The sequence below is a fragment of the Geodermatophilus sp. URMC 61 genome, from assembly GCF_052931555.1.
On sequence record NZ_JBRFHZ010000002.1, the window covers coordinates 811,006 to 836,400 of the forward strand.

Consider the following 25,395-nt stretch of genomic DNA (forward strand, 5'->3'; position numbering starts at 1 on the left):
CTAACGGCCCTGCTGCAGGGCCCGGCCCCGAGCCTGCGAGGGGTGGGCGGCAGCGCGGTCCCTCTGGTAGAGCTCCTCGACCTCGGCGTCGAACTCCTTGAGCACCACGGAGCGCTTGAGCTTCAGGCTCGGCGTGAGCATCCCGTTGTCCTCGGTGAAGTCGGTGCCGAGCACTCGGAACCTCTTGATCGCCTCGGCGTGCGACACCGCCTTGTTGGCGTCCTCGACCGCCGCGCCGATCTCGGCGAGCACGTCGGGGTCCTCGGTGAGCTGGGCGGCGGGGAGGCCGGTGTCCTTGCCCTTGGCCGCCAGCCACTGCGGCAGCGCCTCCTCGTCGAGGGTGACCAGCGCGGCGATGAAGGGCCGCTGGTCGCCGACGACGATGCACTGGCTGACCAGGCGGTGGGCGCGCAGCCGGTCCTCGAGGACCGCGGGGGCGACGTTCTTGCCCCCCGCCGTCACCAGGATCTCCTTCTTGCGCCCGGTGATCGTCACGAAGCCGTCGGCGTCGATCTCGCCGAGGTCACCGGTGTGGAACCAGCCGTCGGCGTCGATGGCATCCTCGGTGGCCTTCTCGTTCTGCCAGTAGCCGCGCATCACGATGCCGCCGCGGATGAGGATCTCGCCGTCGTCGGCGGTGGCGAACGAGACGCCGGGCAGCGGGCGGCCGACGGTGCCGATGCGCAGCGCGCCGTCGTGGTTGACCGACGCGGCGGCGGTGGTCTCGGTCAGGCCGTAGCCCTCGAAGACGGTGACGCCGATGCCGCGGAAGAAGTGGCCCAGCCGCTCGCCCAGCGGGGCGCCGCCGGAGATCGCGCCCATGCAGCGGCCACCGAGGGCGGCGCGCAGCTTGCCGTAGACGAGCCTGTCGAACAGCGCGTGCTGGGCGCGCAGCGCCAGGCCGGGGCCGCCGGTGTCCTGCGCGCGGGACCAGTCGATGGCCACCTGCGCGGCCCGGTCGAAGATCCCGCCCTTGCCGTCGCCCTCCGCCTTGGCCTTGGCCGAGTTGTAGACCTTCTCGAACACCCGGGGGACGGCGAGCACGAAGGTCGGCTTGAACTCGCCGAGGTCCTCGACCAGGTGCTTCACGTCCGGGGTGTGGCCGATGACCGTGCGGTTCCTGATCGCACCGACCTGCAGGACCCGGGCGAGCACGTGCGCCAGCGGGATGAACAGCAGCAGCGAGCTCTGGGCGTTGATGAACCGGTCGAGCAGCGTGATGCCGTTGCCGATCTCGAACAGGAAGTTGCGGTGCGTCAGCTCGCAGCCCTTGGGCCGGCCGGTGGTGCCGCTGGTGTAGATGAGCGTGGCCAGGCTGTCGGCGTGCAGCGTCGCCCGGCGGGCGTCGAGCTCGCTGTCGGGCACGTCCTGCCCGGCGACGGTGAGCGTGCCGATCGCGTCGTCGTCGATGACGTACACGGACTTGAGGTCGGGCGCCCGGTCGCGGACCGACTCGACGGCCGCCGCGTGCTCCTCGCGCTCCACGATGGCCGCGGTGGCGCCGGAGTCGGACAGGATCCAGGCGACCTGGTCGGGGCTGGAGGTCTCGTAGACGGGGACGACGACGCCGCCGGCGGTCCAGATCGCGTAGTCGATGACCGTCCACTCGTAGCGCGTCTTGGCCTGCAGGGCGACCCGGTCCCCGGCGGCGACGCCCGCGGCGACCAGGCCCTTGGCGACGCCGCGGACCTCCTCGCCGAACTGCCGCCACGTCACGTCGACCCACCGGCCGTCGACCCGGCGCCGCAGGCCGGTCTCGTCGCCGTGCCGGGTGACGTTCTCGACCAGCATGTCGGTCAGGGCCTCGTCCGTGCCGACCTCGGTGGTCGCGGGGACGCTGAACTCGCGCACGCCTCGTCCTCTCCTGCCCGCCCGGTCCGGGCACCGTCGCCCGGACCCTGTCGCGGGCCGTCGCGGGCGAATCTAGTCGGTGTTCCCTACCCGCGAGTAGGGAGAGTTGCCGGTGTAGGCCGCCCGGGTGAAGCCGAGCGGTTAGCCTGCTCCGCATGGCCGACCAGTCCACCCAGTCGATCACGGTCGCGGCGCCGCCGGCCGACGTCATGGCCGTCATCGCCGACTTCCCGTCGTACCCGGAGTGGGTCGCGGCCGCCAAGCAGGTCGACGTCCTGGGAACCGGGCCGGACGGTCGGGCCCGCCGCGTGCACTTCGTCCTGGACGCCGGCGCGGTGAAGGACGACTACGTCCTCGAGTACACCTGGGACGACGACCGGCGGGTCTCGTGGCAGCTGGTGCAGGGCCAGATGCAGAAGCGGCAGGAGGGCTCCTACACCCTCAGGGAGACCGCGCCGGGCAGCACCGAGGTCACCTATGCGATCGCGATCGACCTCTCCATCCCGATGCTGGGCATGATCAAGCGCAAGGCCGAGAAGGTCATCCTCGACACGGCCCTCAAGGAGCTGAAGAAGCGCGTGGAGGGCTAGGCGGCCGGTGCGCACGCTCCTCCTCACCGGCCCCGGTGGGGCCGGTACCTCGACGCTCGCGGCGGCCACCGCCGTCCGCGCCGCCGCTGACGGCACCCGCACGCTGTTGCTCACCCGGCCCGGCCCGCGGCCGGCCGGGCTCAACGACGTCCCCGGCCTGGCCGTCGCGGCGGTCTCCCCGCTGGCGGCGGCCGAGGCGCTGTGGACGTCGGCCGGGGACGCGCTCGGCGCCGTCCCGGGCCTGACGCCGCCCCCGCCCACCTCGGTGGTGCCCCTGCCGGGGTCCGCTGAGCTGGCCCTGCTCGCCCGCCTGGCCCGCGCAGCGGCCGCCGACGAGGCCGACACGGTGGTCGTCGACGCCGGCCCGCTGGAGTCGGGTACGGCGCTGGTCGGCCTGCCCGGCGCGCTGCGCTGGTGGCTGGCTCAGGCGCTGCCCACCCGGCTGCGCGTGCTGGGCGCCGTCCGGACCGCCGCGGTGCGCTCCGGTGCGGCGCCGCGCGGACCGGTCGACGCCGTCCTCGACGCGGTGCAGCCCCTCGAGGCAGCGCTGGGCCGGCTGCCGCTGGACGACCCGGCGTCCACCGAGGTGCGCCTGGTCGCCGTGCCCCGCGCCGGTGCCGTCCCGGCGCTGCGCCGGGCGGTGACCGCGCTGGCGCTGCACGGCCAGCAGCCGGCCGCCGTCCTCGCGCGGGTGCTGCCCGACGGCGCGGCAGGGGAGTGGTGGGCGCGCCGCGCCGCCGAGCAGGACGCCGCGCTCACCGCCCTCGCCGAGCTGGCCCCGCTGCGGCGGGTGGCGGAGAGCGCGCAGGAGCCGGGGGACGTCTCGGCACTGCCCGCCCTCCTGCCTCCGGAGGACGACGCCCCGCCCGTCGCCGCCCTGACGCCGGCGGTCGCCCGGGACGACGGCGTCCGCCGCCTGGTGCTGCCGCTGCCCTGGGCCGAGCGCCCCGGCCTGGACCTGACCCGCTGGCAGGACGACCTGGTCGTGACCGTGGCTGGGGCACGCCGCTCGGTCCGGCTGGACTCGCTGCTGCGCCGGTGCGTGGTCACCGGCGGCACCCTCGCCGACGCCGGGACCGCCCGGGCGCGACTCGAGGTCACCTTCACACCCGATCCGCAGCTGTGGCCGGCCGACCTGCTGGCCGCCGAGGGGAGCACGCCGTGAACGACGCACCCGACTGGGTCGAGCAGGCCCGCCGGCTGGTGGCCGGGCTGGGGCAGACGCTGGGGGCCGCCCTCCGCGAGGAGGACGGCGCCGGTGCCCACCCGTCCGACTGCCACTGGTGCCCGGTGTGCCAGGTCGCCGCCGTGGTGCGCGGTGAGCGCCCCGAGGTGACGGACGCGCTGGCCGACGTCCTCACCGCCGCCGCGGCGGCCCTGCGCACCGTCTCCGAGCGGGCGTCCGCCCCCGCGCCGGAGGCGGAGACGGAGGAGCCCGCGCCGCCCGCATCGCCCGCCCCGCCGGTCCAGCACATCGAGATCGCCTGAGTCGCCGTGCCGTCCCCCACCCCTCCCTCCGGAACCGACGCCGCCGACCTGGCCGCCCTGGGCATCGACATCGGCGGCACGAAGGTGGCCGGAGGTGTCGTCGCCCCGGACGGCACGGTGCTGGCCACCGCGCGGCGGGCGACCCCCGGCTCGTCGGTGCAGGAGACCGAGGACGCGATCGCCGCGGTGGTAGAGGTGCTCGCCCGCGGGCACGACGGCCCACTGGTCGGCGTCGGTGTGGGGGCGGCCGGCTGGTTCGACCGCACCGGCGACACCGTGCTGTTCAGCCCGCACCTGGCCTGGCGGCACTCGGCGCTGCGCAAGGACCTCGCCGCGCGGCTGCAGCGGCCCATGTGGCTGGGCAACGACGCTGATGCCGCCGCGTGGGCCGAGTACCGCTACGGCGCCGCCCGGGGGGCCGACCTCGCGCTGATGATCACCCTGGGCACCGGCATCGGCGGCGGCATCGTCATGGACGGCCGGCTGCAGCGCGGCTCGCACGGCGTCGCCGGGGAGTGGGGCCACATGCGGGTCGTCCCCGACGGGCGGCTGTGCGCGTGCGGCAACCGCGGCTGCTGGGAGCAGTACGCCAGCGGCACGGCGCTGGGCCAGACCGCGCGCGAGGTGGCCCGCAGCTCACCGGCCGCGGCGGCGATGCTGCTCGAACGGGTGGACGGCGACCCGGACCGGCTCAGCGGCGAGCACGTGGCCACCGCGGCGGCCGAGGGCGACCCGCTGGCGCTGGAGCTGCTCACCGAGGTCGGTTCGTGGCTGGGGCAGGGCATCGCCGACCTCGCCGCCGTCCTCGACCCCGAGGTCGTCGTCATCGGCGGCGGGGTCAGCGTGCTCGGCGAGATGGTGCTCGGCCCGGCGCGCGAGCGGCTGGACCGGGCGCTGCCCGGCCGCGGGTTCCGCCCCGGCCCGCGGGTGGTCGCCGCCCGGCTCGGCGCGGAGGCGGGGATGGTGGGCGCCGCGGACCTGGTCCGCCGCGCCGTCGCCGAGGGACAGGCGTGATCACTGTCGTCCTCCGGGCGGCACCGCGGTGACACGGTCGCCCTACCGGGCGACACCGCGGTCAGGTGCCGTGCCCCTGTCGCGTCGAGCCGCGCCGTCGTTCCTCGCGGACCCCTCCGGTGCCCACTCCTCACGACCCGACCGGGAGCAGCGTCCGGCTCAGACGACCGCGCCGTCGTCGCCGTCGTCGGTGCTCCGCTCGCGCATCCGCGACAGCAGCACCCCGACCCCGCCGGCGACGGCGGCCACGCCGAGCACCAGGCCGAGGTCGGCGGACAGGCCCACCACCCGCGGGGCCACCACGAGGACGGCGCCGGCGGCGATCAGCAGCACCGCGTACAGCGAGGCCGGTGCGGGGGCGGGTACCGGCGGGGGCGGTGGCGGCTCGTAGTGCTCCTCCGGCCGGTCGAGCACCGACGGCTCGGCCGGGGGCGGCGGCGGGGCGTCGGAGGGGTCCTCGTCGACGACGGTGCGGCCGTGTTCGGCCTCGAAGGCGGCGACGATGCGCGCCCACTCGGCGTCCTCGTCGATGTCGCGCCGCGCGGGCTGCCGGGCACGGGTGCGCTCGGCCACGTGGTCGTCGGCGTGTTCGTCGACCAGGGCTCGGGCCTCGCGGCTGCGGGACCGGTCGACGAAGAGCCGGTCGCTCGGCGGGCTGGGCAGCGAGACGGTGCGGGTGTAGGGCTCGACGTCGGCCGAGGGCTCCAGGTAGGCGGCCACCCCGGCCTCGCGGAGCACGTCGAGCAGGTGCTCGCCGACCCGCGGGTCGACGTCGCGCAGCGGTGTCCACAGGGCGGCGTCCAGGCCGTTGTCCCGGCGGCCGCGTCCCCGGGTGCTCATGCCCGTCCCCGGCGCAGGAGGGCGGACTCGCGAGCGGCGGTCAGCGGGGCGGGCTGGGGCACGGGTCCTCCTCGTCAGCCGGCGAGCGAGCCGGTGGGCACGGGGGCTGTGGGAGTGGCATTGTCCTTCCGCCTCCGGGATCAATAGTCTGGCAGCCCCAGAGGGAGGCGTGTTGTTCTACTGGTTCCTCAAGTTCGTGGCCATCGGCCCGGTCGTGAAGCTGGTGTTCCGGCCACAGGTAGAGGGTGTGGAGAACGTGCCCCCCGACGGGGCGGCGATCCTCGCGAGCAACCACCTGTCGGCGGCCGACTGGATCTTCATGCCGCTGTCGCTACGCCGGAGGGTGACCTTCCTGGCCAAGCGGGAGTACTTCACCGGCAGCGGCGTGAAGGGCTTCGTGCAGCGGGCCTTCTTCACCGGCGCCGGCCAGGTGCCGATCGACCGGTCCAGCGCCTCGGCCGCCGAGGCCGCGATCCAGACCGGGTTGCGGATCCTGCGGCAGGGCAAGCTGCTGGGCATCTACCCCGAGGGCACCCGCTCACCCGACGGCCGGCTCTACCGCGGCAAGACGGGCGTGGCCCGGATGACGCTGGAGACCGGGGTGCCGGTGGTGCCGGTCTCGATGACCTACCGGGAGCGCCGACTGCCGCTGGTCGGCTGGAACCTGCCGAAGGTGCGGGTGCGCTTCGGGGCGCCGCTGGACTTCTCCCGCTACGAGGGCCTGGCCGGCGACCGCTTCGTCGAGCGCTCGGTCACCGACGAGATCATGTACGAGATCATGACGCTGTCGGAACAGGAGTACGTCGACGTCTACGGCGCCCGGGTGAAGACGTCGATGGACGCCACCGGGGCCAGCGCGTCCGAGGTCGTCAGCCGGATGCAGCCGCCCGCCGACGAGGCCGCCGACCGGGCGCCGGAGTCCCTGGCCGGCTGAAGGAGGACCCCGGCCCCTGCAGGGGGCCGGGGTCCTCCTCGCGCAGGCCCGGCCCTGGAGGCCGGTCAGCGGCCGGGCAGCCGGTCGGCCACGTCGTGAGCAGGCCGACGGCGGCCACCTACCGTGAGGGCGTGCGGCGCTTCTTCTACGACACCGAGTTCATCGAGGACGGCACCACCATCGACCTCGTCTCCATCGGCGTCGTGGACGAGACCGGCCGGGAGTTCTACGCGGTCAGCACCGAGTTCGACGAGCGCCGGGCGATCTCCTGGGTGCGGCGCAACGTGCTCGACCAGCTGCCCCCGCCGTCGGACCGGGCCTGGCGCAGCCGTCAGCGCATCCGGGACGACCTGCTGGCCTTCCTCACCGGCCCGGGCGAGGAGATCGAGCTGTGGGCCTGGTTCGCCGCGTACGACCACGTCGCGCTGTGTCAGCTGTGGGGGCCGATGCCGGCGCTGCCGCGGCCGATCCCGCGGTTCACCCGCGAGCTGCGCCAGCGCTGGGACGACCTCGGGCAGCCGCCGCTGCCGCCTCGGCCCAGCGGCGCCCACGACGCCCTGGTCGACGCCCGCTACAACCTGGCCCGCTGGCAGGCGATGGAGGGCTTCCGCCGCTGAGCCCCGGAGCCGTCCGGCTCAGCCGGTCCGCGCCGGCGTGGGGGTGAAGGTCACCGGGAGCTCGCGCAGTCCACGCAGCACCCCGCCGCCGGTCCACCGGAGCTCGTCCTCGGCGGTGGCCAGGGCGAGGTCCGGCAGCCGCTCGAGCAGCGCGGCGAAGGCCACCTGCGCCTCGATCCGGGCCAGTGGCGCGCCCAGGCAGTAGTGGACGCCGTGCCCGAAGGCCAGGTGCCCGGGATCGGTGGAGCCGACGTCCAGCCGGTCGGGGTCGGGGAAGCGCTCCGGGTCCCGGTCGGCCGCCGCGATGGCGAGCAGCACCATGTCCCCCCGGCGGATCGGCATCCCGCCGATCTCCAGGTCCTCGAGGGCGAAGCGGCTGAGCCCGGGGTTGACCGGCCCGTCGAAGCGCAGCAGCTCCTCGACCGCCTGGGGCACCAGGGACGGGTCGGCGCGCAGCCGGTCGAGCTGGTCCGGGGCGCGCAGCAGCGCCAGCGTGCCGTTGCCGATGAGGCTGACCGTCGTGACGTAGCCGGCGATGAGCAGCAGGAAGGTCATCGCGAGGAGCTCCTGCTCGTCGAGGCGCTCGCCCTCGTCGGTCGCCGCGATCAGGTCGGTGAGCAGGTCGTCGGAGGGGTGCCGCCGCTTGGCGGCCACCAGCTCCCCGAGGTAGCCGTGCATCCGCTCGCGGGCGGCGGCCACGACGGCCAGGTCGGTGCGGGCGTCGAACGGCCGGTCGAGCATGTCGTCGGTCCAGCTCCGGAAGCGGTCCCGGTCGGCCGCGGGGACGCCGAGCAGTTCCCCGATCACGGTGATGGGCAGAGGCAGGGCGAACTCGCCGACCAGCTCGGCGCGGCCCCGCGGGGTGATCCGGTCGAGCAGCGTGTGGGTGATCTCCTGCACCCGCGGTCGCAGCCCCTCGACCCGGCGGGCGGTGAACGCCTTGGACACCAGCCGGCGCAGGCGGGTGTGCTCCGGCGGGTCCGCGCCGATCATGCTGCGGCTGAGGAAGTCGCCGCGCAGTCGCTCGTCGAGGTCCGCGGCGTACTGCGGGTCGTTGCTCAGCCGCGGGTCCGACAGCGCCGCGAGGACGTCGGCGTAGCGGGTCACCACCCACACGGGCACGCCCAGCCGCATGTCCACCCGGTGGACCGGTCCGCTCTCCCGGAGGGCGGCGAGCACCGGGTGTGGATCGACCGCAGGGTCGGTGAACGGCGTGGCCGGGACGCTCATGGGCGTCCTCCCTCCGGGACGCGGTCTCCGTGGAACGTCCCGAGCGTCGCACCGGACGGCCCCGGGCAGAACCCCGCCGCCCGTCGCACGACGCCCCACCGGCCGGACGGGGCGTCGTCGTGCGGTTGCCCCTCCAGAGCATCGCTGGCCCCCTGCAGGGTTCCGCCGGCGCCCTTCAGTGGCTCGCCGCGGCCCCGTCCAGGGCACCGCCCTGAGCTTGCGAAGGGCGGGGAGGACGGGGTCCTTCCACGGTGAGGAGGACGGGGTCCTTCCACGAGTGGCGGGGAGCAGGGGGTCCTTCCTCACACGGTGAAGGCCCCCAGGAGGCGGGTCCGCTCGTGCGAGAGCCGGTGGAGCTCACCCAGAGCGCAGGTGGGCCCAGTCCTCCGGGTGGGCACGCAGGTGCGCAGGCAGGGTGCGCGCCGGGTGCCCGGTGAGCGTGGGCACGACGTCGGTGACGCGGGACATCCCACCCGCGGCGATCGCGCGGTAGCTGGTGACCCAGCCCTCGATCTCCCAGTCCGGGTGCCCGGACGGGCGCCGGGTGGCCCACGCCTCCTCGACCGTCTGGCGGCGGTAGAGGGCCGGCCGGCCGGTCACCTCGGCGAGGACGGCGGCCGCCTCGTCGAGCGACAGCGCCTCCGGTCCGGTCACGTCGAGCACGGCGCCGTCGAGCGCGGGGGAGTCGTCGAGCAGGACGGCGGCCGCGACGTCGGCCAGGTCGTCGCGGGACGCGAAGGACGCCCGTCCGTCGTCGGCCGGCGCCGCGATCACCGCGCGCCCGTCCTCGAGGACGGCGAAGAACGGCACGAAGTCGGCGTACATGCCGTGCCGCAGCACCGTGGTCCGCAGCCCGGTCGCGGCGAGGGCCTCCTCGGTGGCGGCGTGCTGGCGGGCCAGGGTGAAGACGGCGTCCGGCGCCGCCCCGAGGAACGACGTGTAGACGACGCGCTGCACGCCGGCCGCGGCCGCCGCGGAGACGGCGGTCAGGTGCTGCTCCAGCCGGTCCTCGGCCTCGGCGGCCGACACCAGGTAGAGGGTGTGCGCCCCGGCGAGGGCGGCGGTCAGGCCGGGTCCGTCGGCGTAACCGCCCGGGACGGCGGCCACCTCCGCGCCGGGCGCCCGCGGGGCTCGCGCGGCGTCGCGCACGACCAGCCGCAGCGCGACGTCCTCCCGGTCGGCGAGCCGGTCCACGACACGTCGTCCGAGCGCGCCCGTCGCCCCTGTGACGGCGATCACCCTCGGCATACGATCAGCCCTCTGACCAGCAGCACGACCCCGCCAACGACCGTCAGCGTGCGAACCTTCCCGAAGGGCGGCCCCATGCGCATCGGCATCCTGACCGGCGGCGGCGACTGCCCGGGCCTCAACGCGGTGATCCGCGCCATCGTCCGCAAGGGCATCCAGTGCGGCGACGAGGTGGTCGGCTTCCGCGACGGCTGGCGCGGTGTCCTGGAGGGCGACACCGTGCCGATGGACCTGGCCGCGGTCCGCGGCATCCTGCCTCGCGGCGGCACCGTCCTGGGCACCTCGCGCACCAACCCCTACGCGCTGGAGGGCGGCGCCGACCGGGTGCTCGCCACGCTCGAGCGGCTCGCCGTCGACGCGCTGATCCCGATCGGCGGGGAGGACACCCTCGGCGTGGCCACCAAGCTCGCCGAGGCCGGCGTGCGCGTGGTCGGCGTCCCCAAGACCATCGACAACGACCTCGACGCCACGGACTACACCTTCGGCTTCGACACCGCCCTCGGCGTGGCCACCGAGGCCATCGACCGGCTGCACACCACCGGCGACAGCCACCACCGCACGCTCGTGGTCGAGGTCATGGGGCGGCACGCCGGGTGGATCGCCCTGCACGCCGGGATGGCCGGCGGGGCCACGGTCGTCCTGATCCCCGAGCAGCCCTTCGACGTCGACGCCGTCGTCGCGCACTGCCAGCGCCGCTTCGACTCCGGCTACTCGCCGATCGTGGTGGTCTCCGAGGGCGCCAAGCCCAAGAACGGCGAGCTGGTGCTGGCGACGGGGGAGCGCGATGCGTTCGGCCACGTCCGCCTCGGCGGCATCGGCACGGCGCTGGCCTCGCTGATCGAGCAGCGCACCGGCCGGGAGGCGCGGGCCGTCGTCCTCGGGCACATCCAGCGCGGCGGCACCCCCTCGCCGTTCGACAGGGTGCTGGCCACCCGCTTCGGGCTCGCCGCGCTCGCCGCGGTGCACGCCGGCGAGACCGGGGTGATGGTGGCGCTGCGCGGCACCGACATCGTGCTGGTGCCCCTCGCCGAGGCCACCGCGCAGCTGAAGCTGGTCCCCGTCGACCGGTACGCGGAGGTCGAGGTGTTCTTCGGCTGAACAAGGACCCCCCGCTCCTCGGCCCCCTGCAGGGGCCCGCTGCGAGCTCGCGAGCGGTGGGGGCCAGGGGGTCCTCCTGCTGCAGGAGGCCGTTCCCGAGGGCTGCGGCAGAGCCGCCGGTACCCTCTGATGGCGTGACCCACCCCGACCCGGCTGCCCTGCTGCCCGACCTGGACCGGTGGCGGCAGCTGCCCGCCGCCCAGCAGCCGGAGTGGCCCGACCGCGCCGCCCTGGACACCGTCCTGGACACCCTCTCCTCCGTGCCGCCCATCGTGGCGCCCAGCGAGGTCGACGAGCTGCGCACGCGGCTGGCCGAGGTGGCGCAGGGCCGGGCGTTCCTGCTGCAGGGTGGCGACTGCGCGGAGACCTTCGACCTCAACACCGACGCGCACCTGCAGAGCACCACGCGCACGCTGCTGCAGATGGCCGTCGTCCTGACCTACGGCGCGAGCGTGCCGGTGGTCAAGGTGGGCCGGGTGGCGGGGCAGTACGCCAAGCCGCGCTCGTCGAACACCGACGCCCTCGGCCTGCCCTCCTACCGCGGCGACATGGTGAACTCGCTGGAGCCGGTGCTCGAGAAGCGCATCCCCGACCCGAACCGGCTGGTGCGCGCCTACGCCAACTCCGCGGCCGCGATGAACATGATCCGCGCCTACGCCCGCGGCGGGCTGGCCGACCTGCACGCCGTGCACGACTGGAACAAGGACTTCGTGGCCAGCTCCCCGGCGGGTGTGCGCTACGAGGTGATCGCCCGCGAGATCGACCGGGCGCTGGCGTTCATGAAGGCCTGCGGCGTCGACGACACCGCGCTGCGCGGCGTGGAGCTGTACAACAGCCACGAGGCGCTGATCCTGGACTACGAGCGGGCGCTGCTGCGGGTGCACGACGGCCGGGCCTACGCCGCCTCGGCGCACTTCGTCTGGATCGGCGAGCGCACCCGCCAGCTCGACGGCGCGCACGTGGAGTTCATGTCGCGGATCGCCAACCCCATCGGCGTCAAGATCGGCCCGACGACGACCCCCGAGCAGGCGGTCGAGCTCGTCGAGCGCCTCGACCCGGACGGCGTCCCCGGCCGGCTCACCCTGATCAGCCGGATGGGCAACGGCAAGATCCGCGACGTGCTGCCACCGATCGTCGAGAAGGTCACCGCCAGCGGCCACCAGGTGGTGTGGCAGTGCGACCCGATGCACGGCAACACCCACGAGTCCTCCACCGGCTACAAGACCCGGCACTTCGACCGCGTCGTCGACGAGGTGCTCGGCTTCTTCGACGTCCACCGGGCCCTGGGCACCTGGCCCGGCGGCATCCACGTCGAGCTCACCGGTGAGGACGTCACCGAGTGCCTCGGCGGGGCCATGGAGATCAGCGACGAGGACCTCAACAGCCGCTACGAGACCGCCTGCGACCCGCGGCTGAACACCGGGCAGTCGCTGGAGCTCGCCTTCCTCGTCGCGGAGATGCTGCGTGGCTGACCTGATCGACCTCCGATCCGACACCGTCACGAAGCCGACGCCCGGCATGCGCCGGGCGATGGCCGAGGCCGAGGTCGGGGACGACGTCTACGGCGAGGACCCGACGACCAACGCGCTCGAGGAGCGGGTGGCGGACCTGTTCGGCCACGAGGCCGGGTTGTTCGTGCCGTCCGGGACGATGGGCAACCAGATCGGCCTGCGGCTGGTCTGCGAGCCGGGCCAGGAGGTGCTCTGCGACGCCGACGCCCACATCGTCACCTACGAGATGGGCGCGGCGGCGGTGCTGTTCGGCATCTCCACCCGCACGGTCGTGTCCGACGGCGGCCGGCTCGACACCGCCCAGCTGGTGGAGCAGGTGCGCCCGCAGGACAACTGGCACCTCACGGCGACCGCGGCCGTCGCCGTGGAGAACACGCACAACCGCGGCGGCGGGCTGGTGCAGCCGCTGGACCAGCTGCAGGCGCTGTGGGGCTGGTCGCGGCGGGCCGGCGTCAACGTGCACCTCGACGGCGCCCGGATCTTCAACGCGCACGTCGCCTCCGGCGTCGACCTGGCCACCTACGGCGGGCTGGCCGACACCGCCTCGGTCTGCCTGTCCAAGGGGCTGGGCGCCCCGGTCGGCTCGGTGCTCGTCGCCTCGGCCGAGCGCATCGCCGCCGCCCGGCTGTGGCGTAAGCGGCTCGGGGGCGGGATGCGGCAGGTCGGGGTGCTCGCCGCGGCCGGGCGGTACGCGCTGGACCACCACCTCGACCGGCTGGCCGAGGACCACGAGCACGCCCAGCTGCTGGCCAAGCGGCTCGGGGTCGACCCGGCCACGGTGCAGACCAACATCGTGCGGTTGGACGACGTCCCGGCCCCGGTCGTGGCCGAGGCGGCCAAGGCGCAGGGCGTGCTGGTGTCCCAGATCAGCGACCGGCGGCTGCGGCTGGTGACCAACCTGGGCGTCGACCGGGCCGGCGTCGAGCGCGCCGCCGACGTCCTCGCCGGGATTCTCGACCGCTGAACCACGGCGGCCGCCGTCCCGACCGGGGACGGCGGCCGCCGTGGTGTCGCGGCTCAGTAGCTGCTGAACAGCAGCCGGTTCGGGGTGCCGGCCCTCGCGGCCGTCTTCGACTGGACGACGTGGCCGGTGGTCGCGGCCGCGGTCACCCTCGTGGCGACCGTGGCCGGCGACGCGGACGGTGCGGTCGACAGCTCGAGCGCCGCGACCCCCGCGACGTGCGGCGTGGCCATCGACGTCCCGCTGATCGTGTTCGTCGCGGTGCTGCCCGTGTGCCAGGCGCTGGTGATGCCGACGCCGGGCGCGAACAGGTCGACGCAGGAGCCGTAGTTGCTGAACGACGCCGCCCGGTCGGTGCGGTCGGTCGCGCCGACGGTCAGCGCGCCGGGCACCCGAGCGGGGGAGGAGGCGCAGGCGTCCTGGGCCACGCCGGCGGAGTTGCCGTTGCCCGCCGCCACCGCGTAGCTGACGCCGTCGGCGATGGAGTTGCGCACCGCGGTGTCGATGGCGGTGCTGGCCCCGCCGCCGAGGCTCATGTTGGCGACCGCGGGCGCGCCGGCCTCGTGCTGCGCGGTGACCCAGTCGATGCCGGCGACCACGCCGGCGGTGGTGCCGCTGCCGTCGCAGCCGAGCACCCGGACGCCGACCAGCCGCACGCCCTTCGCGACCCCGTACGTCGTCCCGCCGATGGTGCCCGCGACGTGCGTGCCGTGGCCGTTGCAGTCGTCGGGCGCACCGCCGTCGACCGCGTCGTAGCCGGCGCCCACGCGGCCGGTGAACTCGGTGTGGCCGGCGGCGATGCCCGTGTCAATGACGTAGGCGGTGACCCCCGCGCCGGTCGCGGTGTAGCCGTAGCTCGCGTCGAGGGGCAGGTCGCGCTGGTCGGTGCGGTCCAGGCCCCACGTCGCGCCCGACTGTGACCCGTCGGCAGTGACCACCTGGTCGCGCTCCACGGCGACGACGCCGGGGATGGTCGACAGCCGGCTCGAGGCGGCCTCCGGCAGCGTGACGGCGAAGCCGGTCAGTGCCGAGGTGTAGACGTGGTCGACCCGCCCGCCGAGACCGCTGGCACGCTCGGCCGCCCGCGCGGGGAGCGTGGAGCGGTCGACGGTGACCACATAGGTGGCGCGCGGACCGTCGGAGGGTGCGGCGGCGGCCGGGGCGGCGGTGGCGCCGACACCGGCGGTCGCGAGGGCGGCGACGACGCCGACGGTCAGGGTGCGACGAGTGGGCAAAGGACGGCTCCTCGGACGGGCTCGCCGCGGCCTGGTGACCGCGGCGAGGTGCAGCCAACGTGGTGCATGCCATCACCGCAAGTAAGCACGCTGATCCGCAACGTTATGAAGGCGTGTCCAGCCGAGCCACCAGAGCGGCGGGATCACGCGATCTCGCCGGCCCCCGTGCCGGGTCCCCGGCCCAAGCGGAGCGAGGGGTGGGGAGGAGGGGGCCTTCTCCGAGGCGTGAGGAGGACGGGGTCCTCTGCCGAGTGGTGGGGGCAGGGGGGTCCTTCTTCAGGCGGCAGGGGCCTCGACGGCCGCGGTGCCGTCGCGGAGCGAGCGCAGCAGCGCGATGTCGGCCGCATGCCCCGCCGACGCCACGCCGTCCTTCTCGCTGGGCGTCTCCACGACGACCGGGACGCCGGCCATCGACGGGTGGGCCAGCAGCTCCGCGAACGGCGCCACCCCGATCGAGCCGGCGCCGATGGTGGTGTGCCGGTCCCGCCTGGAGCCGCACTGGTCGAGCGAGTCGTTGGCGTGCACCAGGCCCAGCCGCCCGGGACCCACGGTCGCCTCCAGCGCGTCCAGGGTCGCGGCCGTCCCGCCGGGCGTGGTGAGCTCGTGACCGGCCGCCCAGGCGTGGCAGGTGTCGAAGCAGACCCCGAGCAGCGGGTGGTGCTCCAGCGCGGCGAAGTACGGGCCGAGGTCCTCGACGGTGGCGGCCAGCGATCTGCCACCGCCGGCCGTCGGCTCGACCAGCAGCCGCGGGCCGTCGTCCGGTGCGGCCTCGAGCACGGGCAGCAGCCGCTCGTGCAGCTGGCGCAGCGCGTCCTCGTAGCGGTCCTCGCCGACGGCGGAGCCGGCGTGGACGACGACGCCCTGGCAGCCGAGCTGGGCTCCGCGGGCGAGGTTGTGCGCGATGCTCGCGATCGACTGCTCGACGGTGGCCTCGGTGGGGGAGCCGACGTTGACCAGGAACGGCGTGTGGATGAAGGAGGGCACCCCGCGCTCGGCGCAGCCCGCGGTGAACAACGCGTCCTGCCGCGGGTGGCCCGCGGTCAGCTTCCAGCCGCGCGGGTTGCCGACGAAGACCTGCACGGCCCGCGCGCCGACGGCGTCGGTGTAGGCCAGGCCGCCCTTCGCCAGCCCGCCCTTGATCTGGATGTGCGCCCCGATGGGCGGCACACCGGCAGCAGTGCGCAGTGTCCTCAGTCCTGTCCGAACGTCACCAGGATCGTCACGGAGGTGCCGATGTCGACCGTCTGCCCGGCGGCCGGGCTCTGCCGGAAGACCTTGTCGCCGAAGAACTGGCTCACCTGCACCTTCAGGCCCGCCTCCTCGAGCAGCGCCGTCGCCTCCTGCTGGCTGCGGCCGACCACGTCGGGCACCTCCACCTGCGGCAGCCCGACCGAGACCTGCAGGGTGACGGTGCTCTGGTAGGGCGCCTCCTGGCCGCTGGCCGGGGTGACCGCCATGACCTCGCTGGGGTCGACGTCGGCGGTGCGGCCCTCGGTGCGCTCGACGGTGAAGCCCAGCGACGACAGGTTGGCCGTCGCCTCCTCCGGCGAGAGCCCGACGACGGCGGGCACCGTCACCGGCTCGTGGCCGCGGCTGACGTAGACCACCAGCTCCTGGTCGCGCTTGAGCTCGGTGCCGGCTTCCGGCTCGAACCCGGTCACGTGGCCGACCGGGACCTCGTTGTCGTAGTCCTGCACCTCGCGGATGGCCACCGGGACGTTCTCGAGCGCGGCGCGGACCTCGTCCAGCGGCCTGCGGACGAGGGCCGGGTCGGCCTCGAACCGCTCCGGGCCCCTGGAGACGACCAGCCGGACGTCGCTGCCCCGGATGGCCTCGCCGCCGTCGGGCTCGGCGGAGATGACCACGCCCTCGCCGACGTCCTCGCTGAACTGCTCCTCGCAGCAGTCGGGGGTCAGCCCGGCCTCCTGCAGCAGGTCGATGGCGGCCGCCTGCTCCTTGCCGGCCAGCTGCGGCACCGTCGTCCACCGGCCGGACCCGAGCCACCAGCCGACCGCGCCGATGGTGATCGCGGTGAGCAGCACGAGGGCGACGGCGAGCCGGGCGCGGCGGCGGCGGATGTGCGCCGGCACCCCGGGGCGGGTGCGCTCGGGCGCGGGCCGCCGCGCCCCCGGGTCGGTGCCCGGGCCGGTGCCGGGCAGCATCGAGGTGCGGCCGCCGCGGCCGGGCCGGGTGCCGCCCGGGCCCAGCACCTCGGTGCGCGGGGCGGCCGGGTCGCTCGGGTGCCGCGTCGGGCGGCTGGGCCGGTTGGTCGGTCGCAGGGTGTCGGCGGTGGCGGGGACGCGCCCGGTCGGCACCGGCACGCGCTCGATGCCGAGGTCGTTGCGCACGTCCTCGAGGTCGGCGAGGAACGCCCCGGCGTCCAGCGGCCGGACGGCGGGCTCGCGTCGGGTGGTGCGCGCCACCAGCTCGTCGACCTCCCACGGCAGGCCGGGTACCTCCTCCGACGGCCGGGGCATGTCGTGGTGCACGTGCTGGTAGGCCACGGCCAGCGGGGTGTCGCCGCCGTAGGGCGGGTGGCCGGTGAGCATCTCGTAGAGCACGACACCGGCGGCGTAGACGTCGCTGCGGGCGTCGGCCTTGCCGCGCTCGAGCTGCTCGGGGGAGAGGTAGGCGACGGTGCCGATGAGCACCCCGCCGGTGTGGCTGGTCTGCCCGGTGCCGGTAAGCGCGCGGGCCAGGCCGAAGTCGGCGACCTTGACCACGCCGTCGGCGCCGATGAGCACGTTCTCGGGCTTGATGTCGCGGTGCACGATCCCGGCGCGGTGGGCGGCGGTGAGCCCGGCGAGCACCGGCTCCAGGACGGCGAACGCCTCGGCGACGGTGAGCCGGCCGCGGGCCTGCAGCAGGTCGCGCAGCGTGCGGCCGCGGACCAGCTCCATCACCAGGAACACCAGGCCCTGGTCGCTGCCCTGGTCGCTGACCGAGACGACGTTGGGGTGGCTGAGCATCGCCGCGGCCCGCGCCTCGCGGGTGAAGCGGTCGACGAACGTCGGGTCGTGGGCCAGGTGCTCGGCCATGACCTTGACCGCGACCGTCCGGTGCAGCCGCAGGTCGGTGGCGGCGTAGACGGTGGACATCCCGCCCCGGGCGAGGCGCTCCTCGAGCAGGTATCTCCCCTCGAGGACGAGGCCGACCACGGGGTCGGTCACGGCGGTGTCCACTCGGCCGAGTGTAGGAGCGGGTCGGTGCTGCGCCGTCCGTACACGCGGAGCGCCGGCCGGTGTGACGGGTTCACCCGTCACACCGGCCACCACCACATCGGCGTCCTCCGGACGCCGATGTGATGGTGTGCCGCGTCGGCCCCCTGCAGGGACCCGCCGCCGGCCCCGTCCAGAGGCTCGCCGCGAGCCTGCGAGCGGTGAGGAGGACGGGGTCCTTCAACCGTCCCCCTCGGGGGAGCCTCCGGCCCCGCTCGGCGGGACCTGCGGCCGGGTGCCGTCCCCCGGTGGCGTGGAGCCCCCGCTCAGGCCAGGTCGCCGCCCAGTTCCAGGCCGGGGTAGAGCGGGTGGCGGTCCAGCAGCTCGGCGGCCGCGGCGCGGGTCCGGTCGGCCAGGCCGTCGGCGGTCGCGTACCTCGCCTTGGACGGCGACCCGTCGCGGGTGGCGGTCGGCGTCGTGTTCGACAGGACGTCGACGATCAGCTCGGCGGTGCGGTCGAACTCGTCCGCCCCGAAGCCGCGGGTCGTCAGCGCCGGGGTGCCCAGCCGGATGCCGGAGGTGTACCAGGCGCCGTTGGGGTCGGCCGGGACGGCGTTGCGGTTGGTCACGATGCCCGCGTCCAGCAGCGCGGACTCGGCCTGGCGGCCGGTGAGGCCGAAACCGGACACGTCGACGAGCACCAGGTGGTTGTCGGTGCCGCCGGTGACCAGCCGCGCGCCGCGGCGGGTCAGCCCCTCGGCGAGGGAGACGGCGTTGTCGACGACGCGCTGCGCGTACCCGGCGAAGGCGGGCTGGCGGGCCTCGGCGAAGGCGACGGCCTTGGCGGCCATGACGTGCGGCAGCGGGCCGCCGAGCACCATCGGGCAGCCGCGGTCGACGGCCTCGGCGTACTCGGGCTGGGCCAGCACCATGCCGCCGCGCGGGCCGCGCAGGGACTTGTGCGTCGTCGTCGTGACGACGTGGGCGTGCGGCACCGGGTCGAAGTCGCCGGTGAACACCTTCCCGGCGACCAGGCCGGCGAAGTGGGCCATGTCGACGACGAGCGTGGCGCCCACCTCGTCGGCGATCTCGCGCATCCGGGCGAAGTCCACCCGGCGCGGGTAGGCCGAGTACCCGGCCATGAGGATCAACGGCCGGAACTCCCGGGCCCGCTCGCGGACGGCGTCGTAGTCGAGCAGCCCGGTCTCGGGGTCGGTGCCGTAGGAGGACTGCTCGAACATCTTGCCGCTGATGTTCGGGCGGAAGCCGTGGGTGAGGTGGCCGCCGGCGTCGAGGGACATGCCGAGCATCCGCTGGTCGCCGAGCTGGTGGCGCAGCGTCGACCAGTCGGAGTCGCTCAGCTCGTTGACGTGCCGGACGCCGGCCTTCTCCAGCGCCGGGGACTCGACGCGGGAGGCCAGCACCGCCCAGAAGGCGACCAGGTTGGCGTCGATGCCCGAGTGCGGCTGCACGTAGGCGTACGGCGCGCCGAACAGCTCGCGGGCGTGCTCGGCGGCCAGCGCCTCGACGGTGTCCACGTTCTGGCAGCCGGCGTAGAAGCGGTGCCCGACGGTGCCCTCGGCGTACTTGTCCGACAGCCAGTTGCCCATGGTGAGCAGCACGGCGGGGCTGGCGTAGTTCTCGCTGGCGATCAGCTTCAGCGAGGCCCGCTGGTCGGCGAGCTCCGCGCCGATCGCGTCGGCCACCCGGGGCTCGACCGCCCCGATGACCTGCAGCGCGTTGCGGTAGGCGGCCGAGGCGATCTCGGCGGCGGAGGTGGTGGTGGTGGCGGTCATGGGGGGCTCCAGCGCGAGGGGACGACGGGTGGGTGCCCAGGCGCCCGGCGGGGTGGTGCGGGCCGCTCCCCGGTGGTGGTCCACCTCAGCAGCGCCAGTCACGGCCCCAGCCCATCGTATCGGGGCAGCTGGACGGCGGGTCGGCGTCCCGGGCACGGCGGACCGCGGTGGGGTCATAGGCTCGGTCGTCATGGAGACGCTCACCCCCGCTGAGGTCGCCGGCGTACTGGGGGTCTCGCCGAACCGGGTCCGGCAGCTGCTGCGCGAGCACAAGCTCATGGCCGTCCCCGGCAGCGGCAACAGCCGGATCCCGGCCGACTTCCTCCAGGACGGCGCCGTCCTCAAGCACCTGCCCGGCCTGATCACCGTGCTCAGGGACGGCGGGTTCAGCGACGAGGAGGCCTTCGAGTGGCTGTTCCGCGCCGACGAGACGCTGCCGGGCACCCCCGTGGAGGCGCTGCGCAGCGACCGGCACACCGAGGTCACCCGCCGGGCGCAGGCCCTGGCCTTCTGACGGCGCGCGCGTGGGGCACCTGACGTACCTGGCGCTGCTCGCCGGCTGCCTGGTCGTCACCGCACCGCTCGAGCTGTTCCTGCGGGTGCGGGTGTACGCCCGCTGGCGGCGGCTGCTGGTGGCGGTGGCCCCGGAGTTCGTCGTCTTCGTGGTGTGGGTGCTCTACGCCATCGCGCAGGGGCACTGGGACTACTCCGACGAGCTCACCCTCGGCGTCCGGCTGCCCGGTGGCATCCCCGTCGAGGAGGTGCTGTTCTTCCTCGTCGTCCCGCTGTGCTCGGTGCTGGCGCTGGAGGCCGTGCGCAAGGTGACCGGCTGGGACGCCGGCTACCCCGCGGAGGAAGCCGGGACCGGCCGGTGAGCTACTCGACGCTGGCCGTGCTGGCGGTGGTCGCCGTCCTCGTGCTGGACCTGGCCGTCTACCGCACCCGGATGGTCACCCGGCCGGTGTTCTGGGTGGCCTACGCGATCATCATCACGTTCCAGCTGCTGATGAACGGCGTGCTGACCGGGCTCGAGGTCGTCACCTACGACCCGGACACGATCTGGGGCCCGCGGATCGCCTACGCGCCGGTCGAGGACCTGCTGTTCGGCTTCGCCATGGTCACCCTGACCCTGGCCAGCTGGGCCGCGGTCAACCGGCGGGCGAACACCGCCAGGCGCCGCGGCCTGGAGACCCGCACCCGGCGGTCGAGCACCCGGTAGTCGGCCCGCTCGATCTCGGTGAGGATGCCGCCGTAGAGGTCGGTGGCCGCGCGCACGCAGTCGCGGGACTCCGGCGCGAGCATCGGCGTCCCCGGGGCGGCGTCGTCGTAGCGGCGGCGCACGATGGCGACCATCTCCCGCATCAGCGCGCGGAAGTTCCCGTCGTACCGCTTGTCGGCGAGCTGCTCGCGGGTGACGCCGTGCGCGGCCATGAGGTCGGCCGGGAGGTAGACCCGGCCGCGGTCGACGTCCTCGGCGACGTCGCGCAGGAAGTTGGTCAGCTGGAACGCCTCGCCCAGAGCGATGGCGTGCGGGGCGGCCTCCTCGCGGGCCACGCCCGGCGCGGTGCCGAGCACGGGGAGCACCTGCAGGCCGATGACCGACGCCGAGCCCCACATGTAGCGGTCGAGGGCGTCCATGTCGGCGTACCCGGTGACCTCGAGGTCGCTGGTCATCGCGGCGAGGAAGTCGACCAGGTGCTCGACGGGGATGTCGTACCGGCGGTAGGTGTGCACCAGGGCCAGCCGCACCGGGTCGTCGGACCAGCCGGCCTCCAGCTCGGCGAGCACCGCGCGGGACCACTCGGCGAGGTCGCCGGCCGGGTCGGGGCCGGGGTGGTCGACGAGGTCGTCGGCGGTGCGGGCGGCGGCGTAGAGGGCGTGGACCGCCGGCCGACGGTCGGCGGTGAGCAGCCGGGTGGCCAGGTGGTAGCTCTTGCCGTGCTCGGCGTTGATGGCCGCGCAGTGCCGGTAGGCGGCGTCGAGCAGCGCCTGCCGCTCGGCCTGCGTGCGCGGCGGGTCGGTGAGGGTCACGTCTGCTCCTCGCTGGCGCTCGTCGCTGGCGTGCCCGCCGATGGTGTGTCACCGGGTGACCTCGCCAGCTCGGTCACCCGGTGATCCTCTCCGCGGCCAGCCGGCCGCTGATGACGACCATGGGCACGCCGACGCCGGGTTGCACCGAGGAGCCGGCGAGGACGACGTTCTCCGGGCCGCGCCGGGGCAGCGTCGGGGTCCGGAACGGGCCGGTCTGGCCGAAGGTGTGCGCGAGCGCGAACGGCGTCCCGGCGGCCATGCCCTGCGCCGCCCAGGTCAGCGGGGTGTCGACGTGCTCGACCTCGATCGCGCCGATCAGCCCCGTCCAGCCGCGCACCTCCAGCACGCCGAGCACCTCGTCGCGGTAGCGGGGGCCCAGCGTCGTCCAGTCCAGGTCGGGGTTGCCGCCGCTGTGCGGGTCGAGGTTCGGGGTCGGCGCGACGATGCTCAGCACCTGGCCGCCCTCCGGGGCGAGGCTGCGGTCGGTGCGCGACGGCATGCTGACCAGCAGGCTCGGGTCGGTCATCGGGCGGCCCTCGACGGTGAGCTCGCGGAAGACCTCCCGCCAGGCGGCGCCGAAGCTGATCGTGTGGTGCGCCTGGCCGGGCAGCTCGGCGCGCACGCCCAGGTGCACCGCGACGCAGGACGGCGAGTACACCGGCCGTCGCACCTGCCGGAACCCGGGCACCAGCGTCTCCGGCCGGTCGACGGTGACGACGACGGCGTCGGCGGGCAGCCGCTCGCCGTCGTCCAGCAGCACGCCGGTGACGCGCGACCCGCCGACCTCCAGCTCGCGCACGCCGGTGGCGTAGTGGAACCCGACCCCCGCGTCGGCGGCCGCGGCGGCCATCGCGCGGGGGACGGCGGCGATCCCGCCCACCGGGTGCCAGACGCCGGCGCCGATGTCGAGCTGGGCGATGACGGCGTAGGCGGCGATCGCGCGGTACGGCGAGACCCCGGCGTAGAGGGCCTGGAAGCTGAACAGCCGGCGCAACCGCTCGTCGGTGAAGTGCCGCTCGACGTGCCGGGACAGCCGGCCGAAGCCGCCGCGCCGGGCCAGCTGCACGAGCTCGGGGCCCAGCAGGTCCAGCGGGGTGTCGAGGTTGCGGTCGATGAAGGTGGTCAGCTGCAGCCGGTAGAGCGCGGCCAGGTCGGCCAGGTAGCGGCGCAGCGCCGCCGCCTCGCCCGGCCCGCACAGCGCCTCCACCTCGGCGGCGAACGCGTCGACGTCGGCGTGCACGTCGAGGTGCGAGCCGTCGGCGAACTGTGCGCGGTAGGTGGTCTCCAGCGGGACCATCTGCAGCCGGTCCTCGAGCTTCTCGCCGACCGCGGCGAGGGCGTCATCGACCAGCTGGGGGGCGGTGAACACCGACGGGCCGGTGTCGAGGGCGTAGCCGCGCTCCTCGACCCGCCCGGCGCGCCCGCCGGGGCCCGCGGCGCGCTCGACGACGGTGACCTCCCGGCCGGCGCCGCGCAGCCGCAGGGCCGCCGAGAGCCCGGCGAGGCCGGCGCCCACGACGACGACCCGGTCGGTGCGCCCGGGGACGGTGCGGACCATCAGGCGGTGCGGGTGGTCGCGGCGACGGCGAGCGCGTCGAGGGCGGCGCGCGCGTCGTCGGCCAGCGGGGCCTCGGCGATGGCGGTGCGGGCGAGCGTCGTGCGCTCGGCGATCCGCTGCTCGACCTGGGCGCGGGCGCTGGTGGCCTCGATGAGCGCCCGCAGCGCGTCGAACTCCTCGGGCCCGGCCTCGGGGTTGCCGAGGAACTCGGTGAGCAGCCGCCGCCCGTCGTCGTCCGCGGCCTCCTCGGCCAGCGCCACCAGCAGCGTCTGCTTGCCCTCGCGCAGGTCGTCGTCGGCGGACTTGCCGGTGACCGACGGGTCGCCGAACACCCCGAGGACGTCGTCGCGCAGCTGGAACGCCTCGCCGAGGGGGAGGCCGATCGCGGTGTAGACCTCGGCGGCGCGCTCGCCGGCGCCGGCGATGGCGGCGCCCAGCTGCAGCGGCCGCTGCACGGTGTATCCGGCGCTCTTGTAGCGGGCCACGGTGAGCGCGCCCTGCACGCCGGGCAGGCCGCCCGCGGCGCGCAGCAGGTCCAGGTACTGCCCGGCGGTCACCTCGGTGCGCATGGTGTCCCAGACCTCGCGGGCCCGGGAGAGCGCGGCGGGGGAGATGCCCGAGCAGCGCAGCAGCTCGTCGGACCACACCAGCGCGAGGTCGCCGACGAGGATCGCCGCGCCCACCCCGAAGGCGTCGCCGTCCCCGGCCAGCGCGCCGTCCCCGTGGCGGGAGGCGAAGCCGACGTGGGTGGCCGGGCGACCGCGGCGGGTCAGCGCGCCGTCCATCACGTCGTCGTGCACCAGCGCGCTGGCGTGCACGAACTCCAGCGCGGCGACCGCCCGCAGCACCGCCGCGTCGGACTCCCCGGGGCCCTCGCCGCGGACGCCGCGCCAGCCCCAGTAGGCGAACAGGGGGCGCAGCCGCTTGCCGCCATCGGCCAGGGCGCAGACCTCGTCGATCACCGGGAGCAGCGACTGGTCCATCGCCGCCAGGGTCTCGCGCTGCTCCTCGAGGAAGTCCGAGAGCGCCGTCCAGACGGCCGCGCGCACGCGGTCGATCTCGGCGGTGGTCGGCGGAGGAGCCGGGGGGAGGGCGGGTGTCTCGCGCTGCTGCGCCCCGGCGGTCACGGACCGAGTATCGCGCGCGACTCGATCAGGCGCGGCCGGGATCCGGGCGGAGTGGGTCAGGGCCACGGGGTCTGCCTCCTGGAGCCGGGTGTGCGGCGGTGCCGGAGGACCTTCTCCGGCGGCGTGCCGGGCGGATGCAGCGCGGGCCGGTCGGCGGCGGGTCCGTATCCTCGCTGTCCATGACCCGGACCGTGCGCGAGCTGCTCGCCGAGAGCCGGCCGACGTGGTCCTTCGAGTTCTTCCCGCCCAAGAACCCCGAGGGCGCCACCCAGCTGTGGACGGCGCTGCGCGAGCTCGAGCGGCTGCACCCGTCGTTCGTGTCCGTCACCTACGGCGCCGGCGGGTCGACCCGCGAGGGCACCGTGTCGGTGACGGAGCGCATCGCCACCGAGACGACGATGACCCCGCTGGCCCACCTGACCGCGGTCGACCACAGCGTCGCGGAGCTCCGGAACGTGGTCAGCCGGCTCGCCGCGGTGGGGGTGCGCAACCTGCTGGCGCTGCGCGGCGACCCCCCGGGGGCGGACCCGCAGGCGGAGTGGGTGGCCCACCCGGAGGGGCTGACGTACGCCGCCGAGCTGGTCGAGCTGATCCGCTCCATGGGGGACTTCTCGGTCGGCGTGGCCGCCTTCCCCGAGCGGCACCCGCGGTCGCCGGACTTCGAGACGGACGTCGAGATGTTCGTGCGCAAGTGCCGGGCCGGCGCCGACTTCGCGATCACGCAGATGTTCTTCCGGCCGGAGGACTACCTGCGGATGCGCGACCGGGTGGCCGCCACCGGCTGCGAGGTGCCGATCATCGCCGGGGTCATGCCGGTGACCAACGCCCGGCAGATCACCCGGATCGTGCAGCTGTCCGGGCAGGCCTTCCCCGAGCACCTGGCCGACCGCTTCGCCGAGCTGGACGGCGACACCCCCGAGGCGAGGGCCGCGGTGCGGGCCTACGGCGTCGAGGTGGCCACCGAGCTGTGCCGGACGCTGCTCGACGAGGGGGTCCCGGGCATCCACTTCATCACCATGAACCGGTCGACGGCGACCCGCGAGGTGCACGCCAACCTGGTGGCGGTCGGCACGTCTCACTGAGTCCGGGCCCGTCGCGGCGCGACCGC

The 25,395-nt window shown here is 75.0% G+C and carries 23 protein-coding genes, 1 pseudogene and 1 riboswitch; of the genes and pseudogenes, 13 read left to right on the forward strand and 11 right to left on the reverse strand.

Annotated elements, in window-relative coordinates:
- A complete protein-coding gene (locus ACU610_RS03835; RefSeq protein WP_446766390.1) occupies window positions 1-1,851 on the reverse strand; it encodes an AMP-dependent synthetase/ligase in 1,851 nt (616 codons plus the stop codon).
- Between the two features lie 155 nt (window positions 1,852-2,006).
- Between ACU610_RS03835 and ACU610_RS03840 the strand changes: the two genes are divergently transcribed.
- From ACU610_RS03840 to ACU610_RS03855, 4 genes are read left to right on the forward strand one after another with little or no spacing between them, the layout of a single operon-like run.
- Entirely contained in the window at window positions 2,007-2,441 is a 435-nt protein-coding gene (locus ACU610_RS03840; RefSeq protein ID WP_446766391.1) for an SRPBCC family protein, read from the forward strand.
- A gap of 7 nt (window positions 2,442-2,448) precedes the next feature.
- The gene (locus ACU610_RS03845) at window positions 2,449-3,606 is read left to right on the forward strand and encodes an ArsA-related P-loop ATPase (protein WP_446766392.1); all 1,158 of its coding nucleotides are present in this window, start codon (window positions 2,449-2,451) and stop codon (window positions 3,604-3,606) included.
- Complete coding sequence (locus tag ACU610_RS03850; RefSeq protein WP_446766393.1) at window positions 3,603-3,929, forward strand: hypothetical protein; 327 nt, start codon at window positions 3,603-3,605, stop codon at window positions 3,927-3,929. Before ACU610_RS03845 ends, ACU610_RS03850 begins: the two co-directional genes overlap by 4 nt.
- A gap of 6 nt (window positions 3,930-3,935) precedes the next feature.
- A complete protein-coding gene (locus tag ACU610_RS03855; protein WP_446766394.1) occupies window positions 3,936-4,943 on the forward strand; it encodes an ROK family glucokinase in 1,008 nt (335 codons plus the stop codon).
- Between the two features lie 159 nt (window positions 4,944-5,102).
- Here ACU610_RS03855 and ACU610_RS03860 read toward each other — a convergent pair whose 3' ends face one another.
- A complete protein-coding gene (locus tag ACU610_RS03860; protein WP_446766395.1) occupies window positions 5,103-5,783 on the reverse strand; it encodes a hypothetical protein in 681 nt (226 codons plus the stop codon).
- 169 nt (window positions 5,784-5,952) lie between these two features.
- On the opposite strand from ACU610_RS03860, the gene ACU610_RS03865 reads away from it, so the two are divergent.
- Window positions 5,953-6,717, forward strand: a complete 765-nt coding sequence (locus ACU610_RS03865) for a lysophospholipid acyltransferase family protein (protein ID WP_446766396.1) — start codon at window positions 5,953-5,955, stop codon at window positions 6,715-6,717.
- 131 nt (window positions 6,718-6,848) lie between these two features.
- The gene (locus ACU610_RS03870; RefSeq protein WP_446766397.1) at window positions 6,849-7,334 is read left to right on the forward strand and encodes a polyadenylate-specific 3'-exoribonuclease AS; all 486 of its coding nucleotides are present in this window, start codon (window positions 6,849-6,851) and stop codon (window positions 7,332-7,334) included.
- 18 nt (window positions 7,335-7,352) lie between these two features.
- Here the strand turns inward: ACU610_RS03870 and ACU610_RS03875 are convergent, their stop codons facing one another.
- Together ACU610_RS03875 and ACU610_RS03880 are read right to left on the reverse strand one after the other, a co-directional pair.
- Complete coding sequence (locus ACU610_RS03875; protein WP_446766398.1) at window positions 7,353-8,564, reverse strand: cytochrome P450 family protein; 1,212 nt, start codon at window positions 8,562-8,564, stop codon at window positions 7,353-7,355.
- A gap of 357 nt (window positions 8,565-8,921) precedes the next feature.
- The gene (locus tag ACU610_RS03880; protein ID WP_446766399.1) at window positions 8,922-9,812 is read right to left on the reverse strand and encodes an NmrA family NAD(P)-binding protein; all 891 of its coding nucleotides are present in this window, start codon (window positions 9,810-9,812) and stop codon (window positions 8,922-8,924) included.
- Between the two features lie 48 nt (window positions 9,813-9,860).
- Between ACU610_RS03880 and ACU610_RS03885 the strand changes: the two genes are divergently transcribed.
- The 3 genes from ACU610_RS03885 to ACU610_RS03895 all read left to right on the forward strand — a co-directional run bounded on the left by ACU610_RS03885 (window position 9,861) and on the right by ACU610_RS03895 (window position 13,385).
- Window positions 9,861-10,910: a 6-phosphofructokinase gene (locus ACU610_RS03885; RefSeq protein ID WP_446766400.1), complete on the forward strand. Its 1,050-nt coding sequence runs from the start codon at window positions 9,861-9,863 to the stop codon at window positions 10,908-10,910.
- A gap of 134 nt (window positions 10,911-11,044) precedes the next feature.
- On the forward strand, window positions 11,045-12,382 hold the full coding sequence (locus ACU610_RS03890) for a class II 3-deoxy-7-phosphoheptulonate synthase (RefSeq protein ID WP_446766401.1): 1,338 nt from the start codon (window positions 11,045-11,047) through the stop codon (window positions 12,380-12,382).
- Window positions 12,375-13,385 (forward strand): threonine aldolase family protein, encoded by a 1,011-nt coding sequence (locus ACU610_RS03895; protein WP_446766402.1) that lies wholly within the window; start codon window positions 12,375-12,377, stop codon window positions 13,383-13,385. The genes ACU610_RS03890 and ACU610_RS03895 overlap by 8 nt, the downstream gene beginning before the upstream one ends.
- Window positions 13,386-13,438: 53 nt before the next feature.
- On the opposite strand, the gene ACU610_RS03900 is transcribed toward ACU610_RS03895, so the two are convergent.
- From ACU610_RS03900 to ACU610_RS03915, 4 genes are all read right to left on the reverse strand, one after another.
- Complete coding sequence (locus tag ACU610_RS03900) at window positions 13,439-14,617, reverse strand: S8 family peptidase (protein ID WP_446766403.1); 1,179 nt, start codon at window positions 14,615-14,617, stop codon at window positions 13,439-13,441.
- Between the two features lie 276 nt (window positions 14,618-14,893).
- Window positions 14,894-15,784 carry a deoxyribonuclease IV gene (locus tag ACU610_RS03905; RefSeq protein ID WP_446766404.1) on the reverse strand — a complete coding sequence of 297 codons (891 nt, stop codon included), beginning with the start codon at window positions 15,782-15,784 and terminating at the stop codon, window positions 14,894-14,896.
- A gap of 23 nt (window positions 15,785-15,807) precedes the next feature.
- On the reverse strand, window positions 15,808-17,799 hold the full coding sequence (gene pknB / locus ACU610_RS03910) for a Stk1 family PASTA domain-containing Ser/Thr kinase (protein WP_446766405.1): 1,992 nt from the start codon (window positions 17,797-17,799) through the stop codon (window positions 15,808-15,810).
- A gap of 302 nt (window positions 17,800-18,101) precedes the next feature.
- Complete coding sequence (locus ACU610_RS03915; protein ID WP_446766406.1) at window positions 18,102-19,571, reverse strand: glycine hydroxymethyltransferase; 1,470 nt, start codon at window positions 19,569-19,571, stop codon at window positions 18,102-18,104.
- A 27-nt stretch (window positions 19,572-19,598) separates the two neighbouring features.
- A riboswitch (ZMP/ZTP riboswitch) is annotated at window positions 19,599-19,683 on the reverse strand.
- 78 nt (window positions 19,684-19,761) lie between these two features.
- Between ACU610_RS03915 and ACU610_RS03920 the strand changes: the two genes are divergently transcribed.
- The 3 genes and pseudogenes from ACU610_RS03920 to ACU610_RS03930 form a co-directional block, all read left to right on the forward strand.
- Window positions 19,762-20,085 (forward strand): Rv2175c family DNA-binding protein, encoded by a 324-nt coding sequence (locus ACU610_RS03920; protein WP_446766407.1) that lies wholly within the window; start codon window positions 19,762-19,764, stop codon window positions 20,083-20,085.
- A 10-nt stretch (window positions 20,086-20,095) separates the two neighbouring features.
- Entirely contained in the window at window positions 20,096-20,446 is a 351-nt protein-coding gene (locus ACU610_RS03925; protein WP_446766408.1) for a lycopene cyclase domain-containing protein, read from the forward strand.
- A gap of 41 nt (window positions 20,447-20,487) precedes the next feature.
- Window positions 20,488-20,652, forward strand: a pseudogene (locus ACU610_RS03930) (lycopene cyclase domain-containing protein); the annotation flags it as partial.
- Here ACU610_RS03930 and ACU610_RS03935 read toward each other — a convergent pair.
- The 3 genes from ACU610_RS03935 to ACU610_RS03945 form a co-directional block, all read right to left on the reverse strand.
- Entirely contained in the window at window positions 20,649-21,602 is a 954-nt protein-coding gene (locus ACU610_RS03935; protein ID WP_446766409.1) for a phytoene/squalene synthase family protein, read from the reverse strand. The pseudogene ACU610_RS03930 and the gene ACU610_RS03935 sit on opposite strands and share 4 nt — an antisense overlap.
- 73 nt (window positions 21,603-21,675) lie before the next feature.
- A complete protein-coding gene (gene crtI / locus ACU610_RS03940) occupies window positions 21,676-23,160 on the reverse strand; it encodes a phytoene desaturase family protein (protein WP_446766410.1) in 1,485 nt (494 codons plus the stop codon).
- Window positions 23,160-24,287 carry a polyprenyl synthetase family protein gene (locus tag ACU610_RS03945; protein WP_446766411.1) on the reverse strand — a complete coding sequence of 376 codons (1,128 nt, stop codon included), beginning with the start codon at window positions 24,285-24,287 and terminating at the stop codon, window positions 23,160-23,162. Before ACU610_RS03945 ends, crtI begins: the two co-directional genes overlap by 1 nt.
- A 179-nt stretch (window positions 24,288-24,466) precedes the next feature.
- On the opposite strand from ACU610_RS03945, the gene metF reads away from it, so the two are divergent.
- Window positions 24,467-25,369, forward strand: a complete 903-nt coding sequence (metF, locus tag ACU610_RS03950) for a methylenetetrahydrofolate reductase [NAD(P)H] (RefSeq protein WP_446766412.1) — start codon at window positions 24,467-24,469, stop codon at window positions 25,367-25,369.
- The last annotated feature ends 26 nt before the right edge of the window (window positions 25,370-25,395 follow it).

What these genes read in the sequence shown, in the direction of transcription:
- crtI (WP_446766410.1), bottom strand. Translation starts at nt 23,160, where the DNA reads ATGGTCCGCACCGTCCCCGGGCGCACCGACCGGGTCGTCGTCGTGGGC.
- ACU610_RS03840 (WP_446766391.1), top strand. Translation starts at nt 2,007, where the DNA reads ATGGCCGACCAGTCCACCCAGTCGATCACGGTCGCGGCGCCGCCGGCC.
- ACU610_RS03915 (WP_446766406.1), bottom strand. Translation starts at nt 19,571, where the DNA reads ATGACCGCCACCACCACCACCTCCGCCGCCGAGATCGCCTCGGCCGCC.
- ACU610_RS03860 (WP_446766395.1), bottom strand. Translation starts at nt 5,783, where the DNA reads ATGAGCACCCGGGGACGCGGCCGCCGGGACAACGGCCTGGACGCCGCC.
- ACU610_RS03920 (WP_446766407.1), top strand. Translation starts at nt 19,762, where the DNA reads ATGGAGACGCTCACCCCCGCTGAGGTCGCCGGCGTACTGGGGGTCTCG.
- metF (WP_446766412.1), top strand. Translation starts at nt 24,467, where the DNA reads ATGACCCGGACCGTGCGCGAGCTGCTCGCCGAGAGCCGGCCGACGTGG.
- ACU610_RS03880 (WP_446766399.1), bottom strand. Translation starts at nt 9,812, where the DNA reads ATGCCGAGGGTGATCGCCGTCACAGGGGCGACGGGCGCGCTCGGACGA.
- ACU610_RS03875 (WP_446766398.1), bottom strand. Translation starts at nt 8,564, where the DNA reads ATGAGCGTCCCGGCCACGCCGTTCACCGACCCTGCGGTCGATCCACAC.